14 protein-coding genes are annotated in these 17,064 nt (G+C 70.4%); 13 read left to right on the top strand and 1 reads right to left on the bottom strand.

Annotation, left to right across the window (positions count from 1 at the left end):
• Nucleotides 1-195: 195 nt before the first annotated feature.
• The 4 genes from HNR02_RS33865 to HNR02_RS33880 all read left to right on the top strand — a co-directional run bounded on the left by HNR02_RS33865 (nucleotide 196) and on the right by HNR02_RS33880 (nucleotide 4,740).
• Nucleotides 196-2,226 carry a DUF6351 family protein gene (locus HNR02_RS33865; RefSeq protein ID WP_312861279.1) on the top strand — a complete coding sequence of 677 codons (2,031 nt, stop codon included), beginning with the start codon at nucleotides 196-198 and terminating at the stop codon, nucleotides 2,224-2,226.
• A 190-nt stretch (nucleotides 2,227-2,416) separates the two neighbouring features.
• Nucleotides 2,417-3,715, top strand: a complete 1,299-nt coding sequence (locus HNR02_RS33870) for an FAD-binding protein (RefSeq protein ID WP_179777663.1) — start codon at nucleotides 2,417-2,419, stop codon at nucleotides 3,713-3,715.
• A 77-nt stretch (nucleotides 3,716-3,792) separates the two neighbouring features.
• Nucleotides 3,793-4,395, top strand: a complete 603-nt coding sequence (locus tag HNR02_RS33875; protein WP_179777664.1) for a hypothetical protein — start codon at nucleotides 3,793-3,795, stop codon at nucleotides 4,393-4,395.
• Between the two features lie 21 nt (nucleotides 4,396-4,416).
• Complete coding sequence (locus HNR02_RS33880) at nucleotides 4,417-4,740, top strand: roadblock/LC7 domain-containing protein (RefSeq protein WP_179777665.1); 324 nt, start codon at nucleotides 4,417-4,419, stop codon at nucleotides 4,738-4,740.
• A 302-nt stretch (nucleotides 4,741-5,042) separates the two neighbouring features.
• On the opposite strand, the gene HNR02_RS33885 is transcribed toward HNR02_RS33880, so the two are convergent.
• On the bottom strand, nucleotides 5,043-5,447 hold the full coding sequence (locus tag HNR02_RS33885) for an ATP-binding protein (RefSeq protein ID WP_179777666.1): 405 nt from the start codon (nucleotides 5,445-5,447) through the stop codon (nucleotides 5,043-5,045).
• A gap of 196 nt (nucleotides 5,448-5,643) precedes the next feature.
• Here HNR02_RS33885 and HNR02_RS33890 point away from each other — a divergent pair, with 196 nt between their 5' ends.
• The 9 genes from HNR02_RS33890 to HNR02_RS33930 all read left to right on the top strand — a co-directional run bounded on the left by HNR02_RS33890 (nucleotide 5,644) and on the right by HNR02_RS33930 (nucleotide 16,998).
• A complete protein-coding gene (locus tag HNR02_RS33890; protein ID WP_179777667.1) occupies nucleotides 5,644-6,657 on the top strand; it encodes an iron-siderophore ABC transporter substrate-binding protein in 1,014 nt (337 codons plus the stop codon).
• 4 nt (nucleotides 6,658-6,661) lie between these two features.
• The gene (locus tag HNR02_RS33895; RefSeq protein ID WP_179777668.1) at nucleotides 6,662-7,693 is read left to right on the top strand and encodes a FecCD family ABC transporter permease; all 1,032 of its coding nucleotides are present in this window, start codon (nucleotides 6,662-6,664) and stop codon (nucleotides 7,691-7,693) included.
• Nucleotides 7,690-8,712 (top strand): FecCD family ABC transporter permease, encoded by a 1,023-nt coding sequence (locus tag HNR02_RS33900; protein WP_179777669.1) that lies wholly within the window; start codon nucleotides 7,690-7,692, stop codon nucleotides 8,710-8,712. The genes HNR02_RS33895 and HNR02_RS33900 overlap by 4 nt, the downstream gene beginning before the upstream one ends.
• Nucleotides 8,709-9,308, top strand: a complete 600-nt coding sequence (locus HNR02_RS33905) for an MSMEG_1061 family FMN-dependent PPOX-type flavoprotein (RefSeq protein ID WP_179777670.1) — start codon at nucleotides 8,709-8,711, stop codon at nucleotides 9,306-9,308. The genes HNR02_RS33900 and HNR02_RS33905 overlap by 4 nt, the downstream gene beginning before the upstream one ends.
• A 252-nt stretch (nucleotides 9,309-9,560) precedes the next feature.
• Nucleotides 9,561-9,794 (top strand): helix-turn-helix domain-containing protein, encoded by a 234-nt coding sequence (locus HNR02_RS33910; protein ID WP_179777671.1) that lies wholly within the window; start codon nucleotides 9,561-9,563, stop codon nucleotides 9,792-9,794.
• A gap of 57 nt (nucleotides 9,795-9,851) precedes the next feature.
• The gene (locus HNR02_RS33915) at nucleotides 9,852-13,418 is read left to right on the top strand and encodes a ThuA domain-containing protein (protein WP_179777672.1); all 3,567 of its coding nucleotides are present in this window, start codon (nucleotides 9,852-9,854) and stop codon (nucleotides 13,416-13,418) included.
• Between the two features lie 80 nt (nucleotides 13,419-13,498).
• A complete protein-coding gene (locus tag HNR02_RS33920; RefSeq protein ID WP_179777673.1) occupies nucleotides 13,499-15,109 on the top strand; it encodes an OmpL47-type beta-barrel domain-containing protein in 1,611 nt (536 codons plus the stop codon).
• A 30-nt stretch (nucleotides 15,110-15,139) separates the two neighbouring features.
• Nucleotides 15,140-16,057 (top strand): multicopper oxidase domain-containing protein, encoded by a 918-nt coding sequence (locus HNR02_RS33925; protein WP_179777674.1) that lies wholly within the window; start codon nucleotides 15,140-15,142, stop codon nucleotides 16,055-16,057.
• A gap of 65 nt (nucleotides 16,058-16,122) precedes the next feature.
• Nucleotides 16,123-16,998 carry a sugar phosphate isomerase/epimerase family protein gene (locus HNR02_RS33930; RefSeq protein WP_312861280.1) on the top strand — a complete coding sequence of 292 codons (876 nt, stop codon included), beginning with the start codon at nucleotides 16,123-16,125 and terminating at the stop codon, nucleotides 16,996-16,998.
• Nucleotides 16,999-17,064: the final 66 nt, after the last annotated feature.

Here is a 17,064-nt window from a genome sequence, read left to right on the forward strand (position 1 = left end):
GGTTCGGTTTGGAGGGACCGTACACACTCAGGACCCGATTGCCCAGACCCTTCGGACAATCGCCGCAAGCGTGATTCAACAGAATCCTGTTCTGTGCTGTTGTGGTGACCTGGCGGCGTGCTATACCCGAGCGGGGCGCCACGACGAGGTGGCGCGCGAACCAGGGGGTGCCCATTGCTGCGCGCACTGGTGTTGGTGGCCGCTCTGACGGCGCCGCTGCTCACGACCGCGACGGCCACCGCGGCACCGCCACGGCTGAGCGTCGAACCGGTGTCCAATCCACATCCCGACCTGGTCAGCGGCGGGCAGGTCCTGGTGCGCGTGCCCGCGCTGCGGGACGTGCGCGTGAAGGCCAACGGGCGGGACGTCACCGAGGTGTTCAAGCAGGAGGGCGACAGCCTGCTGGGCTTGGTCGACGGCCTGCGGGACGGCGTCAACGAGATCACCGCGAGCGCGTCCGGCCGGGCCCGAGCCAGTTTGCGAGTGACCAACCACCCGATCAGCGGGCCGGTGTTCTCCGGCCCCCAGCAACAACCTTTCGCCTGCGAGACGGAGGCGTACGGCCTGCCTGCCGCGACGCCGCCACTGTGCGGCGCGCCCACGCAGGTCACCTACCAGTACCGGACGACCGACGGACGGTTCCTTCCGCTGGACGATCCGGCCTCGCGGCCCGCCGACCTCGCCGTGACAGCCACGGGCGTGCCCTACGTCGTCCGGGTGGAACGCGGCACGATCGATCGCGCGGTGTACGAGATCGCGGCACTGTCCGACGGCACGCAACCGTCACCGTTCACCCGGGAGCATGGCTGGAACGAGCGGCTCGTCTACACGTTCGGCGGCGGCTGCAACTCCGGCTTCCACCAGGGCGCCTCAACCGGCGGAGTGGTCGACGACCTGTTCCTGTCGCAGGGGTACGCGGTCGCCTCGTCGAGCCTGAACGTGCTGGACAACAACTGCAGCCCGATCATCTCCGCAGAGGCCGCGATGATGGTCAAGGAGCACTTCACCGAAACCTACGGGCCGGTACGGCACACGATCGGCTGGGGCGGTTCGGGCGGCGCGATCCAGCAGTACGACATCGCCGAGAACTACCCGGGCATCCTGGACGGGATCATCCCCGGAATCTCCTACCCCGATCCGCTCACCACGGCGGGCCCGGTGTCCGACTGCCGCCTGCTGAACCGGTACTTCGCCGGAGCGGGCAGCACTTTCACGCCCGAGCAGCGGCTCGCGGTGTCCGGTTTCGCCAGCTACAGCACGTGCGCGTCGTGGGAGCTGACGTTCGCCAGCCGGGCCACCGCGACCGGCAGCTGTCACGCGTCCATTCCGGTGTCGCGGCGCTGGGATCCGGTGTCCAATCCCGACGGTGTCATCTGCAATTCCAACGAACAGCTCGTGAACCAGTTCGGGCGTGACCCGCGCACCGGTTTCGTGCGCAGCACCCTGGACAACACCGGCGTGCAGTACGGGTTGTCCGCGCTGCGGGACGGGACGATCACGGCGGCGCAGTTCGCCGATCTCAACGCGGCTGTCGGCGGACTGGACTACACGGGTGCGCCAGTGGCGCGGCGCAGCGCGGCGGATCCGCGGGCGCTGGCGGCGGCCTACCGGACCGGGCTGCTGAACTCGGCGTCGCTGGGGCTGCGCACGACGCCGATCATCGACCAGCGCACGGACCTCGACCTGGCCGGCACACCTGCGGACATCCACACCGCCGAGTGGTCGTTCGTGATGCGGGAACGGTTGCGCCACAACGGGATCGAGGGAAACCAGGTGATCATTGCCAACCACCTCACGGCCGCCGAAACGGCGGCGGCGAGCCGGTACGAGCTGGACGCGATGGACCGCTGGCTCACCGCGATCGGCAACGACCGCTCACACCGCAGCGTGCAGCACAAGGTGGTGGCGAACCGGCCGCCGGACCTCAGTGACGGGTGTTACGTGTCGGCGACCGAGCGGATCCAGGAGCGGTTGACCTACCCGTCGCGGGGACGGTGCGGGGAGCTGTATCCGGTGGCGGCCAACACGCGGCTGGCGGCGGGGTCGGGGCTCGCCATGGACGCGCTGAAATGTCGCCTGAAGCCGATCGACTTCCGCGACTACCCGGTGCGTTTCACCCGCGAGGAGCAACAGAAGTTGCGTTCCGCGTTCCCCGGCGGGGTGTGTGACTACCGCAAGAGCGGGGTGGGTTCGCGTCAGCCTTCCGGAGTATGGCAAAGGTACTAGGCCGTTCAGGCGATTCGACGCGTTCGACACGATGTGGTGAAGTTCTTGCGCGGCAACGGTTCCTGTTCGGGCATAGTCGGTGGGGAAGGAGAAACCTCACGGAAGAAGGCACGAAAAGCCATGGCCGGTCACTGCATTGCGCTCCCGGGACACATTGCGACACCCCATGAGTGCGCCCTAGCGTGGCGGAGTGAACCTGAGCCACGACGACGGCCCGCGCGAAGCGGCGTCTGTCGACTTCGGGCACCTCGTGCACCGGCGGCCATCTGCGGTGGCGCGGCCGCGTTCGGCCATCGAAGTCGCCGAGGTGGTCCGGGCCGCGGCGGCGGACGGGATCCCGGTCGCCGCACGGGGTCGCGGTCATTCCGGGTACGGGCAGGCCCAGACGGACGGCATCGTGCTCGACCTGTCCGCCCTCGCGGAGGTGCACGAGGTCCGTGACGATCGCGTCGTCGTCGACGCGGGTACGGGCTGGCGCGCGGTCCTGGACGCGGCGTGGCGGCACGGCAGCGCGCCACCGGTGCTGACGGACTACCTGGGTCTGTCGGTGGGCGGGACGTTGTCGGCCGGTGGCATCGGCGGGACGAGCTTCCGGTACGGGCTGCAGACCGACACCGTCACCGAGCTGGAGGTCGTCACGGGCGACGGTGTGGTGCGCACGTGCGGACCGGGTGACGAGCTGTTCGCGGCGGTGCTGGGTGGTCTCGGCCAGTGCGGGATCATCACCCGTGCGACGCTGCGGCTGACCGGTGTGCCCGAACGGGTCCGGCGCCACGAGATCGACCACGACACGGTCGTTTCGGCCGCGGCCGAGCAGCTCCGGTTCGTCGAGGACGGGCGCTACGACTTCGTGCAGGGCCAGGTCCGCTACGGCGAATCCGGGCGGCGGATCTTCCTCGAAACCGCCACCTACTACACACCGCCCGCCGCACCCCGCGACGACGGTGAGGACCTGCCGTTCCCGGAGTTCCAGCACCGCCTGGACGCGGCCGAGGCGCTGCTCACCCAGACCGGCGCGTGGTTCCACCCGCACCCGTGGTGGAACTGTTTCCTGCCCGCGTCCACGGCCACGGAGTTCCTGGAATCGCTGGTGGGACAGCTGCGCGCGGACGACCTCGGCCCGGCCGGGTGCGTGTTGTTCTACCCGGTGTTCACGGCGAGGGTGCACACCCCGCTGGTCCGGCTACCGCCCGAGCCGGTCGCCTACCTGGTCGCGCTCCTGCGTTTCCCGCCCGACGACACCGCTGTCGCCGAGCGGCAGGTCGCCGACAACGTCCGTCTGTACCGCGAGGCCCGCGATCTCGGCGGTCTGACCTACCCGATCGGCGCGATCCCGTTCACCGCGTCCGACTGGCGCCACCACTTCGGCGCCCGATGGCCCCGCTTGCGAACCTGGAAGGAGCACTACGACCCGGCCCACATCCTCACCCCCGGACCCGGCATCTTCACCGCCCCCGGCTCCGGCACCCCGAGGACAACCGACGACTGATCTCCGGCCGGCCCCAGGACTGACGCCCGGGCAGCCCCACCATGCCTACCTGGAGCGCAGGCCGGACGGGAGGTCGCATGGGGGTACGCCACTACCTGCGCAACGAACGCCGCACCATGACCGCGATCGGGCTGGCGGTGCGGGGGCGGAAAGCGCTTGCGCCGGACGCCGTCGCCGTGCCGTACTCGCGGGCGCAGCGGCCGCTGCTGGTCGTGTTCGCGGTCCTGACCGTGGTCGAGGGCCTGCTGTTCGCGCTCGTCGGCTTCGGGGTCACCGTGCACGTGGTGCTGGGCGTCGTCGAGGTGTACTCGCTCGCGCTCCTGCTGGGGCTGCTGTCCTCGGTCACCGTGTACCCGCACTCGGTCTCACCTCTGGAGGTACGTGTCCGGTACGCCGCGCTCCTCGACGTGGCGGTTCCGGCCGCCGCGATCAGCGCGGTGCGTGTCCGGCAGGAGGACCACTCGGGCCGCCCCGTGATCGACCTCGCCGATGGGACGTTCGCGGCGGCGCTGTCCTGGCAGACGAACGTCGCGCTGGAGCTGGACCGGCCCATCACCGTCACCCGGCCGCTCGGCCGGACGGGTCGGGCGAGTGTGGTCAGGTTCTACGCGGACGGCCCGCGAGCCGCGACTGCCGCGATCCGGTCCGCCGTGGCGCGCCCGCGCGACCGCCCGGTGTGACCGCGCCAGCACGATGCGCTCATGATCATCGACGACCTCGTCCGCGGAGTGCCCGCGATCCGCCACGCCGTCCTGCTCTCCCCCGACGGTCTGGTGCTGGACCACTCGGCAGACCTCGCCCCCACGGACGCCGAATACCTCGCCTCGATGGCCGCCATGCTGAGCAGCCTGGCCCAGCGCGCGGGCGCACTCCTGGACGGCGGACGCACCCAGCACCTCCTCGTCCGGTGCGACAACACCACACTGCTCCTCGTCCCGGCCGGCCCCGCCAACCGCCTGGCGCTGACCACCCCGGCGGACACCGACCCCGCCGACGTCCTGCACCAGCTCCCGTCGACCAGCTGAACACCACACCCCGAACGGTCTCCCCACACCGCAGCCCGCGCATCCCCACCGCGCCACCCGATCCCCACCTCACCGCAACACGCCGCAGCGGCCGTCCGAAGTAGACCCACGGCGACCGGTTCTGCTTCGCGGGCCGCACCCGCCCATCACGCGATCCAGCCTCCGCACCAGGCACACCGGCCCATGCAGCACTGCCGCGCCAGCATCCCGCCGACGCGCGCACACGAAGCTTCGCTCCCCAAGGTCCTGGTACCGAAGATGCGATCCGCCCGTGCCCCGCGCCCGCGGCCCGCATCAGTGCCTCACGCGCACGGTTCCCAGGAATACGCCGAGCAGTCGATCAGTGCCCACACGGTCTTCCCGCCGCCACCACGGAGGCGGTAGCCCCAGTCCGCGGCGAGGTTGTCCACCAGCACGAGCCCCCGTCCGCGCACCGACGTCGGCTTTCCCGCGCGCAGGATGGGCGGCGCGAGGGAACCGTCGTCGACCTCGATGCGGACCCGGCAGGCCGGTCCCGTCCGCGCCAGGGTGACCCGTCCGGCGCCGCCGGCGTGGTCGTAGGCGTTGGTCAGCACCTCGGTCGTGATGAGCTGCACCGCCGTGAGGTGGTCCTCGCCGAGGTCGGACAGCACACGCGCGATCCACCGGCGCACACGCACCAGCGGCGGGACCGCTCCCACCAGATCGAGCACGCGCTCGTCGCCCATCCGCCCACCCACGCCCTGTCTGCTCAAAGCGCCGCGGACGGCCGAGCGCCGCCCGCGAGAACCGCGGCCCGTCCATGGGACACCCTCCACCCCAAGAGCACCAGTCCCGTACCGGCTTGTGATCACGGCCATCCGGGAGGTTGCACTGTCCTCTTCCTAATTTAGGATCGGCTTACCTAATCCGAGAGGCTCATCCATGCGTACTCCACGCCCGCGTGCGCGCGGCTCCATCCTGGCTCTCTTCCTGGGCGCGGTCCTCGCGCTCACGGGCTGCGGCTCGTCCACGGAACAGAGCGCGACCGAGCAGCCGGCGGCGCCGGCGAGCGGTCAGTTCCCCGTCACCATCGCGACCGCCTTCGGCGACGTCACCGTCCCGGAGCAGCCGAAACGGGTCGTCGCGCTGGGTTGGGGCGACGCCGAGGTCGCGCTGACGCTGGGCGTGCAGCCCGTCGGCGCGTCGGACTGGCTGCCCGTCGGCGGCGACGGCGTCGCGCCGTGGATGCCGCAGGACAAGCACTACACCACCGCGCCGACGATGCTCGGCACCCTCGAAGTCAGCGCCGAGCAGGTCGCCGCACTGAACCCGGACCTGATCCTGGACACCCGCGCCAGCGGCGACAAGGCCCGCTACGACCAGCTCGCCGCCCTCGGCGTCCCGGTCCTGTCCATCCCCGCCGGCGGTGAGGCCTACGCGACCACCTGGCAGCAGCAGCTCGACATGATCGGCAAGGCGCTGGGCAGGACCACCGAGGCCGAAACGGTGAAAAACGACCTCGAAGCCAAGTTTCAGCAGGCCGCCGACACGCACCCCGAGTTCAAGGGCAAGACGGTCGCGGTCGGCTCGAAGACGTCCGGCTCCTACGGCGCCTACGTCAACGGCGGCTCCCGCATCGAGTTCATGGAACGCCTCGGGTTCATCCAGTCGCCCCAGGTGCAGGCTCTCGCCGACGACAGCTTCTCCGTCACCGTCTCACCCGAGCGGATGGACCTGTTCGACGCCGATCTCACCGTGATGTCGCCGATCGGCGTCAGCGCCGACGAGATCACGAACGACCCGCTGTTCCAGGCGGTCCCGTCGGTCAAGGCGGGTCACGTGGTCGTGTTCTCGGACAAGATGATCTCGCTGGCCTTCGCCAGCGCCACCCCGCTGGGGCTGAGCTACGCGATCGACAAGGTCCTGCCGATGGTCACCGAGGCGATGGCACGCTGACCCGGTGCTGACCGAAACCACGACCGTCCTGCCCCGGCGCCGCCGGACCCCGCTCGCCCTCGGCCTGGTGCTGGGCCTGGTCGCGCTGGGGCTGGCGGTCGTGGCCAGTATCGCGGTCGGCGCCAAGGGACTCCCGCCGTCGACCGTCCTCGACGCGCTGCTGCACCACGACCCTGCCGATCCGGACCACCTGATCATCTGGGAGGTCCGGATCCCGCGTACCCTCATCGGGCTGCTCGCGGGTGCCGCGCTCGGCCTGGCCGGCGTGATCATCCAGGGCGTCACCCGCAACCCGCTCGCCGATCCCGGCATCCTCGGCGTGAACGCGGGGGCGTCGCTGTGCATCGTCGTCGCGATCAGCCTCGCCGGTATCGACTCGATGACCGGGTACGTCTGGTTCGCGTTCCTCGGCGCGGCGCTCGCGGCGATCCTCGTCTACGGCATCGGTTCGCTCGGCCGCGATCGCGCCACGCCGCTGAAGATCGCCCTCACCGGTGCGGCGTGCGAGGCCGCGTTCCGGTCGCTGACCACGGGAATACTGGTGACCGACAACGCCACCTACGAGCAGTTCCGGTTCTGGCAGGTCGGCTCGCTGGCCGGGCGCGATTCCGCGGTCGTCACACAGGCGCTGCCGTTCCTGATCGCCGGTTTCGTGCTCGCGCTGGCGTCCCCGCGGATCCTCAACGGGCTGGCGCTGGGTGACGACGTGGCGCGCGGGCTGGGCCAGAACGTCGCCGCGGGCCGGGCGCTGAGCGCGGTGGCGGTGGTCGTCCTGTGCGGGACGGCGACCGCGATGGCGGGCCCGATCGCCTTCGTCGGGCTGGTGGTGCCGCACGCCGCGCGCCTGATCACCGGGCCGGACCACCGGTGGCTGCTGCCGTACTCGATGGTGCTGGCGCCGCTGGTGCTGCTCGCCGCCGACATCATCGGACGGCTCGTCGCCCAGCCGGGCGAGCTGCAGGTCGGCATCGTCACCGCGGCCATCGGCGCGCCGGTGTTCATCGCGCTGGTCCGCCGGAAGCGAGTGCGCGGATGAGCGCCGTCGTCACGGTCCAGCGCCGCACGGCGCGCCGCACCGCGATCGTGACCGCCGTGCTGGCGGTCGCGGTGCTCGCCGTCTTCCTGCTGGCGCTGTCCATCGGGGACTTCCCGATCGCCGTGCCGGACGTGGTGCGCACGCTCTTCGGCGGCGGCACGGTGCGGGACGACTACATCGTGCTGCGGCTACGGCTTCCCCGCGCGCTGGCGGGCCTGCTCGTCGGCCTCGCGTTCGGGTTGTCCGGCGCGTTGTTCCAGCGGCTGCTGCGCAATCCGCTCGCCAGTCCGGACGTCATCGGCGTGACCGCGGGTTCGTCGCTGGCGGCGGTGCTGTGCCTGGTGACCTTCGGCGTGACCGGGGTGATCGTGCCCGCGGCGGCGCTGGCGGGCGGGCTGCTGACGTCGGTGGTCATCTATGTGCTGGCCTGGCGGCGCGGGGTCACCGGGCACCGGCTCGTGCTGGTCGGCATCGGGATCGCCGCGCTGGCCGCGAGCGCGATGTCGTACTTCCTGACCCGTTCCGATGTCCGGATCGCGACGCAGGCGCTGGTGTGGATCACGGGCAGCTTCGCCCGGGTGGGCTGGGCCGAGGTGCGGATGGCCGGCGTGTTCCTGGTCGTGCTCGTGCCCGCGGCGGTGCTGCTCGGGCGGACCCTGTCGGTGCTGCAGCTCGGCGACGACGCCGCGATGGCGCTGGGCGTGCGTGTCGAACGGGTCCGGCTCGGCTTGCTGGCGCTGGCCGCCGCGTTGTGCGGGGTGGCGACGTCGGTCGGCGGGCCGATCGCGTTCGTCGCGTTCCTGTCCGGGCCGATCGCGACCCGCATCCTGCGCACCGGTCGTCCCGGCCTGGCTTCATCGGCGCTGGTCGGCGCGCTGATCACGCTGCTGGCGGACTTCGCCGCGCAGCACCTGCTCAGCGGCACCCACCAGCTGCCCGTCGGAGTGGTCACCGGCGCCGTCGGCGCACCGTATCTGCTGTACCTGCTGGCCACCGCGAACCGAGGAGCACGCACATGACCACCTGGCGCCGCGAGGACGCGCAGCTCGTCACCACCGAGGAGGAGCTGCGCGAGATCGTGCAGCCGCCCGCACCGGTGATCGCGAACAAGAGCGTGGCCGGGATCGACGACCTGAGCCGGAAGTTCATCCACGCCGCGACGCTGTACTTCGTGGCGACGACCTTCCCGGACGGCGGGCTGGACGTTTCGCCGCGGGGCGACCCGGCAGGCAGCGTCCTCGTGTTCGACGACGGCCGCACCCTGGCTTTCGCCGACCGGCCGGGCAACCGGCGGCTGGACAGCCTGCGCAACCTGCTGGTGCACCCGCGGATCGGGATGCTGTTCGTGGTGCCCGGCCGGGAGGACGTGCTGCGGATCAACGGCCGCGCGACGGTCGTGCGGTCCGCGCCGTTCTTCGACGAGCTGGCCGACGACGGGGTGAAACCGGCGCTGGCCGTCGTGGTCGAGGTCGAGGAGCTGTTCGTGCACTGCGCCAACGCCCTCCGCCGCTCCGGCGCGTGGGAGCCGTCCACCTGGCCCGATCAGGAGGCCCTGCCAGGCGTCGGGCAGCTGTTCAAGAGCCAGATGGAGACGGCGAAGCTCAGGGGCTGGTGACGGGTTCGACCCCGCCCGGCCGCCCCGATGCCGCAGGGGGGCACTGCGCACCCCCTCGAAAGTTGTGGGCCGAACGGAGCCACTTCTTCCTCGCGGCGACCTTCCAGTGGCCAGTTTGCGACAGACATCTTCCTACCGTGCACAAAAGTCGTTAGTTTCCCAGAGCATCCGTCGCCCGCTGCTGGGAGGGCAGAGATCAATGCCGATCCGAACCCGCATCGCACCCGTGGTCCGCCTTCGGGCAGGCGTGAAGTGACCGCCACGCTCGACAATCCCCTCAGATACTCCAGCCCGCCCCCGCTGGGCGCCGAAGAACTGGCTGTCCTGGCGCTGCTCGCCGATGGCCTGCCCATCGACGCGGTGGCGCGACGGCTCAACCTGTCCAAACGCACGGTGCAGCGCCGGATCCGGCGGATCTGCGACCGGCTGGACGTGCACGCCCCGATCCAGGCCGTGGTCTGGGCCGCGCGGCGCGAACTCATCTGACGTGCGGGGGACAACCACCGCAACGGCAAGGAAATCCGACGCTAGGCGAGGGATGGTATGCGGCACAGACGTGATCTCGAACCGAGCCGATCAAGAAGGCCCCGGCAGGGCCGGTTCCGGCGGTCGCTGGCCCAGCTGTGCGGGCTGGTCCTGCTCACCGCCGTGCCCGTGGTGCCCGCGCTCGCGGCGCCCGTCCAGGCACAGGCCCAGGCACCCGTGGCAGCGGCGGATCCGGTGCGGGTACTGGTCTTCCACGGCCCGTCCGACCGCCAGGCCGACCCGGTCAACACGGCGGCCGCGGCGGTGCAGGAACTGGGCCGCACGGGCGGTTTCCAGGCCGACGTCGCGGCCGACCCCGCGGCGTTCACCCCGGCCAACCTCGCGCGCTACCGCGGCGTGGTGTTCCTGTCCGCGGACGGCGTCACGCTCAGCGCCGCGCAGGAGGGCGCGCTGAAGGCGTTCGTCGAAGCCGGCGGCGGGTTCGTCGGCGTGCACGACGCCGCCCGCGCACAGTCCGGTTCGGACTGGTTCACCGGCCTGATCGGCACCCGGCCCGCGGCCAGCCCGGACACCATCCAGCAGGCCGTGGTCGACGTGACCGACCGGCAGCACCCGGCCAACGCCGGGCTTCCCCTGAACTGGACGCGTTCCGACCAGTGGCTGAACTGGAACCCGAACCCGGTCGGCCAGGTGCACACCGTGGCGCAGGTCGAGGAGTGGAAGTACCAGGCGGGTGACAGCGGCAACGGCCCGTTCCACCCGGTCTCGTGGTGCCGCGACTACTCCGGCGGCCGGTCCTTCTACACGGGCATGGGCCGCACCCCGGAGAGCTGGACGACCGACCAGCAGTTCCGCGGTCACCTGCTCGGCGCGATCCAGTGGACCTCCGGCATGGTCCGCGGCGACTGCCAGGCCACGATCGCCTCGAACTACACCGTGGAGCGGCTCACCGCGGAGAACCAGCCGGGGCAGCTGGACCAGATCGGCGAGCCGCACGGCCTGACGATCGCGCCCGACGGCAAGGTCTTCTACGTCGGCAAGGCTGCCTGCCCGTCCGGTCCGATCGTGGACTGGGAGGACCCGAACGTGGGGCTCGGCTGCGGCACGATCCACCAGTGGGACCCGGCGACCAAACAGGTCAAGCTGCTCACCACGCTGGAGGTGATGGGCAACCGCGGCAGCGGTGACGAGCTGGTCAAGAACGAAGAGGGCCTGCTCGGCATGACGCTCGACCCGGACTTCGCGCACAACGGCTGGTTCTACGTCTACTGGATGCCGCACGACTCGATCGACCGCGACCTGCGGATCGGTCAGCGCACGGTGTCCCGGTTCACCTACGACGCCGCGACGCAGACCATCGACCAGTCCACCCGCAAGGACCTGCTGCACTGGGACGCGCAGATCCACAGCTGCTGCCACGCGGGCGGTGGCATGGCGTTCGACGACGACGGCAACCTCTACATCGGCGTCGGGGACAACAACTCCTCCGGCGGCTCCGACGGCTACTCCGGCAACAACTGGACGGCCGAGTACAAGGGCACTTCGTTCCAGGACGCGCGCCGCACGTCGGGCAACACCAACAACCTCAACGGCAAGGTGCTGCGCATCCACCCGGAACCGGACGGCACCTACACGATCCCGGCCGGAAACCTGTTCACCGGCACCGAGGATGGCGGCGGCAAGACCCGTCCGGAGATCTATGTGATGGGCGTGCGCAACATCGCGCGCCTGGCCATCGACAAGCAGCACGACTGGCTCACCGCGGGCTGGGTCGGTCCGGACGCCACCGAGCCGAGCCCGGAGCTGGGCCCGGCCAAGTACGAGACGGCCACGGTGATCACGTCCGCGGGCAACCAGGGCTGGCCGTACTGCATGGGCAACCGGCAGCCCTACCGCGACCGCAGTGACACCGACGCGAGCGTGCTCACCGGCTGGTACGACTGCGGCGACCTCAAGAACACTTCGCCGCGCAACACCGGATTGGTGGACATCCCGCCCGCTCGGGACAACGCGATCTGGTACTCGCCGCAGGGTGGCGGCCCGGTCTACCCGGACCGCGCCGACGGCAGCGGCGTGCCGACCTACGTCGAGGGCGACGCGACCTACACCGAGCCCTACGTCTCCGGTGGCGGCCAGGCCGTCATGTCGGGCCCGACCTACCACCGCTCGGAGGTGAACACCGCCAGCGGGGTCGCCTGGCCCGCCTACTGGGAGGACAAGTGGTTCATCGGTGACGAGTCCAACGCCAACAACCGCATCGCGGTGACGCTGGACCCGTCGCGCGTCGAGTCCCAGGGTGCGCCGGCGTTCGCCGAGGACCTCCGCCAGATCATCACCGGCGGCGGTGGCGACACCAACCTGCAGAGCTGGATGGACGCCAAGTTCGGTCCGGACGGCGCGCTCTACCTGCTCGACTACGCGGGTGGTTTCTTCAGCCTCGACCCCAACCAGAAGCTGATCCGCATCACCTACCACGGCGGGGCGCCCACCCCGTCGCCGGAGGCGGCGACCGCCGGGACGACCACCCAGGCCGGCCCGATGACCATGGCGTTCTCCGGGATCAAGGCCGGTGGTGTGTCGTGGCGGTGGGACTTCGGTGACGGCACCACGTCCACCGAGGCGAACCCGACGCACACCTACCTGCGCGGCGGCACCTACGACGCGACGCTGGAGGTCACCTACGCCAACGGGGAGAAGGCGTCGAAGCGGCTGCCGGTGACGGTGAGCTGCCCGGCCCCGGACGCCCGGAAGACGGTGTGGATGCTGGACACCGACACCGCCGTGGCCAACCGCAACATCGGGCTCGGCTGCACGCTCAACGACCTGATCGACGACGAGCGCACCTGGGAACACGACGCGTTCACCGCCTACGTCACCGACGTGACCGCGAAGCTGCGCGGGTTCGGATTGCTGTCCGACAAGGAGGCGAACCTGCTGATCCGGGCGGCGTCGATGTCACAGGTCGGCCGTGGCACGGCATACGAGTGGATCTTCGACGGCACGTCGACGGACGGCTGGAGCCAGGCCCCGGACGGGAAGTTCGAGCTGCAACCGGACGGCACGCTGCACAGCGCCGGTGGCATGGGCATGCTCTGGTACTCCGACAAGGCGTTCGGCGACTTCTCGGTGCGGTTGCAGTTCCGTGACGAGGCACCGGCGGGAACCCGGGCCAACAGCGGGCTGCTCACGCGGTTCCCCGATCCGCGCACGCCGCTGGACCAGCGGCCGCCGGGCAGCTGCGGCACGGTCGGATCGGCGCGCACGTCGCAGGCGTGGGTGGCGGTCTACTGTGGACACGAGATCCAGATCAACGACAACACCGAGGGTGACGTCCAGAAGACCGGTTCGGTCTACAACTTCTCCCAGGTGGATCTGGACGGGGCGTTCCCGACACCGAAGGGCGTGTGGAACGACTACGAGATCCGGGTGACCGGCCAGCACTACACGATCATCCGGAACGGTGTCGTGCTCAACGAGTTCGACAACACCCCGGGCAAGGAGTCCTCCCGCGCCGGCGATCCGCCGACGGACCTGCGGCAGTTCTTCAGCGGGTTCATCGGATTGCAGAACCACAGCGACAGCGACGTCATCGAGTTCCGCAACATCCGGGTCCGCCAGCTTTAGCACTCCCCCATCCCCCGGTGGCGCCGCGCAACCCCGCGGCGCCACCGGTTCCCCACCTCGTGACGAAGGGTTGTCCACCCATGCGCATTCTCCGGGGCGCGCTGGTCGCCGGGACAGCGGCACTGTGCCTGCTCACCGGCGCCACCACCGCCGCCGCATTCGCCGAACCCGTGGCGGCGGCCGTCGCGCCCGCCGCCGACCAGGTGCTGACCTGGACCGCGAACGACAGCATGACCGAATACGCCTCCGCGCCGGCGACCGCCGTGGCGGGGACGGCGACCATCGTGTTCGAGAACAGCACGGCCACCGGCAACACCAGCTTCATGACCCACTCACTGACCTTCGACACCTCGACGCCTGGCTACAACCACGACGTCGACGTGAACATCACCGCCAGCCCGCTCGACTCGGAAGGCGGCAGGCACGAGGTACAGGCCACCCTCACCCCCGGCACGTACCGCTACTACTGCACGCTGCCCGGCCACACGATGTCCGGGGAACTGGTCGTCACCGAGGGCCCCGGCGAGGAGGACACCACGCCGCCCGAGGTCACCGCGCAGGTCGACGGGCAGACCGACGCCGATGGCAACTACCTCGGCAGCGCGACGCTGACCCTGACCGCGACCGACGACAGTTCCGGTGTGGACACCGTCGAGTACACCCTCGACGACGACAACTACCGCTCCTACGACGGGCCGGTCACGATCACCACGCCGGGCGCGCACAACGTGCACTACCGGGCCACCGACAAGGCGGGCAACGCCGCCGAACCGAAGACCCTGGTGGTCAACGTCGTCCAGAACAGCGACGACACCACCGCGCCGACCGCGACCGCGACCGTCGACGGCGAGCAGAACGACGAGGGCCACTACGTCGGCAGCGCCACCGTGACGCTCGCGGCCACCGACACCGGTTCGGGTGTCGACGCGATCGAATACACCCGGGACGGTGGCGCCTACACCGCCTACTCCCAGCCGATCGTGTTGACCGAGACGGGCGAGCACACCCTCACCTACCGCGCGCGGGACAAGGCCGGGAACACCAGCGAACCGCAGACGCTGACCGTCACGGTGGACCCGCTCGGTGATGGCGTCGCGCCCTACGTGACGGCCGACCTCGACGGCGAGGTCAACACGGAAGGTTCCTACGTCGGCAAGGCGACGCTCACCTTGGCCGCCAACGACACCGACTCCGGGGTCGCCTCGGTCGAGTACGACCTCGACGGCGCGGGTTATGTCCGATATGGACAGCCGGTGACGTTGACCGGTGTCGGCACGCACATGCTGCACTACCGCGCGACCGACCGGGCGGGCAACGTCAGCGCCGTCCAGATGCTGTCGTTCACGATCGCCGAGGCCGGTGACGTCACCGCACCGGTGGTGGCGGTGCAGCTGGCCGGACCGCAGAACTGGTCGTGGGACTACGTCGGCCCGGTGACGGTGACGCTGTCCGCCACCGACGAGTCGTCCGCGGTGTCGCGGATCCAGTACTCGGTGGACGGCGCGGTGTTCCAGCGCTACGCGGAACCGTTCGTGATCGACCACGTCGGCACCCACACGATCCGGTACCGGGCGACCGACGAGGCGGGCAACACCAGCGCGACCGCGAGCGTCACGTTCACCGTCGTGGCCTCGACCGGCCCGTCGCGGCAGGCGCCGCAACCGAATCCCGCGTTCGAGCGCATGGTCTGACTCTCCCATCCCCCAACGGAAGGACCGTTCATGTCCGATTTCTCGCGCCGGATCCTGTTCGGTGGCGCGGCCGCCGGGCTGGCTTCGGCGGCGGTCGCCGTGCCCGGTGTCGCGGCGGCCGCCGAGGGCGAAACCCGGCGGTTCACGATGTACGCCGAGAAGATCTCCGACGAGCTCTACGGTTACGGGCTGGCACCGGGCGCGGCGACCGTGCCCGGGCCGGTGCTGGAGATGTGGGAGGGCGACACCCTCGAGATCGACCTGGTCAACACCACCGATCGTGTGCTGTCGCTGCACCCGCACGGCGTCGACTACGACGTCGACTCCGACGGCACCCTGATGAACGGCTCGGCCGTGATGCCGGGCCAAACCCGGCGGTACGTGTGGAAGAGTCACACGGCTTATCAGCGGGCGGACGGATCGTGGGCCGAGGGCACGGCGGGTTACTGGCACTACCACGACCACGCGATGGGCACCGAGCACGGCACCGAGGGCATCCTCAAGGGCCTGTACGGGGCCCTCGTCGTGCGGCGGGCCGGTGATCTGCTGCCGAAACGGCAGTTCACCGTGGTGTTCAACGACATGCTGATCAACAACCGCGCGGCCCACGACGCGCCGATGTTCGAAGCGAACCTCGGCGAGCGGGTGGAGTGGATCGCGATCGGGCACGGTAGCAACTTCCACACCTTCCACCTGCACGGGCACCGCTGGCTGGACAACCGCACCGGCATGCGGACCAGCGAGTACGACAACAGCCCGGTGATCGACATCAAGGACCTGAACCCGGGCGTTTCGTTCGGGTTCCAGGTGATCGCCGGCGAGGGGGTCGGGGCGGGCATGTGGATGTACCACTGCCACGTCCAGAGCCACTCCGACATGGGCATGGCCGGGATGTTCCTGGTGCGCAACGCCGACGGCACGATGCCGGCCGGCGCTCACGAACACTGAGAGGAGAACGGACTATGTGTGGTGGTGCACCGGTCAGGTTCGACCGGCGGAAGTTTTTCCGGGGCGTGGCGGCGACGGCGGCCGGGGTCGCGGCGGTCGGAATCGGTACGTCATCGGCCTCCGCTGCCTCCGAGGGGTTCGGGGGTGGCTGGGGTCGGCACATCCCGAACAGCAGGATCGGCCTGCAGATGTACTCGGTGCGGGACGCGTTCATGGCCCAGCCGGAGGCGGTGCTGCGCGCGCTGGCCCGCGCCGGGTACCGGAACCTGGAGTTCGCCGGTTTCCCCGGCGGGACGGACCCGGCGCACGCGCGGGAGATCCGGCCGTTGCTGAGGAAGTACGGCCTGCGGGCGGTGTCGAGTCACCACAACTACTCGGAGTTCACGGATGAGGCGCGCCTGGCCGAGCTGATCGAGATGGCCCGGATCCTGGGCCAGCACTACATCGTCTGCCCCGGCGGGGTGCCGGACACCGCGGAGGGCTTCGCGGAAGCCGGGCCCGCGTTCAACCGGGCAGGCGAGAAGATCCGGAAGGCGGGGATGAAGCTGGGCTACCACAACCACACCAGCGAGTTCACCGGGCACGGGCCGGACGGGCGCACGTTCTACCAGATCCTGCTCGACGGGTCCGACCCGCACCTGCTGCACATGGAGCTGGACATGGGCTGGTCGTCGGCGGCGGGTCTGAGCGCGCAGGACAACCTCGACCTGATCCGTGCCAACCGGGGCCGCATGCTGCTGGCGCACGTGAAGGACCTGGACGCGTCCGGCAACCTGGCCGATCTGGGCACGGGCGTCGTCGACTACCGCACCATCCTGAGCGGCGCGACGCGCCTGGGCATGCGCGAGTTCATCATCGAGAACGACGACCAGAGCAACCCGCTGACCGACTCCCGCGCCGACAACATGCACGACTACCTGGCCGCACTCCGCCTCCACTGACCCCAGCGGGTGGTCCCGGCGGGCGGCGCGGCCCGCCGGGCCCCCACCCGGCGAGTCCCACCTTCC

The organism is Amycolatopsis endophytica, assembly GCF_013410405.1.
In the GTDB taxonomy this organism is placed as follows: Bacteria; Actinomycetota; Actinomycetes; order Mycobacteriales; family Pseudonocardiaceae; genus Amycolatopsis_E; species Amycolatopsis_E endophytica.

What these genes read in the sequence shown, in the direction of transcription:
- HNR02_RS33890 (WP_179777667.1), top strand. Translation starts at nt 5,644, where the DNA reads ATGCGTACTCCACGCCCGCGTGCGCGCGGCTCCATCCTGGCTCTCTTC.
- HNR02_RS33885 (WP_179777666.1), bottom strand. Translation starts at nt 5,447, where the DNA reads ATGGGCGACGAGCGCGTGCTCGATCTGGTGGGAGCGGTCCCGCCGCTG.
- HNR02_RS33875 (WP_179777664.1), top strand. Translation starts at nt 3,793, where the DNA reads ATGGGGGTACGCCACTACCTGCGCAACGAACGCCGCACCATGACCGCG.
- HNR02_RS33905 (WP_179777670.1), top strand. Translation starts at nt 8,709, where the DNA reads ATGACCACCTGGCGCCGCGAGGACGCGCAGCTCGTCACCACCGAGGAG.
- HNR02_RS33915 (WP_179777672.1), top strand. Translation starts at nt 9,852, where the DNA reads ATGCGGCACAGACGTGATCTCGAACCGAGCCGATCAAGAAGGCCCCGG.
- HNR02_RS33880 (WP_179777665.1), top strand. Translation starts at nt 4,417, where the DNA reads ATGATCATCGACGACCTCGTCCGCGGAGTGCCCGCGATCCGCCACGCC.
- HNR02_RS33925 (WP_179777674.1), top strand. Translation starts at nt 15,140, where the DNA reads ATGTCCGATTTCTCGCGCCGGATCCTGTTCGGTGGCGCGGCCGCCGGG.
- HNR02_RS33920 (WP_179777673.1), top strand. Translation starts at nt 13,499, where the DNA reads ATGCGCATTCTCCGGGGCGCGCTGGTCGCCGGGACAGCGGCACTGTGC.
- HNR02_RS33900 (WP_179777669.1), top strand. Translation starts at nt 7,690, where the DNA reads ATGAGCGCCGTCGTCACGGTCCAGCGCCGCACGGCGCGCCGCACCGCG.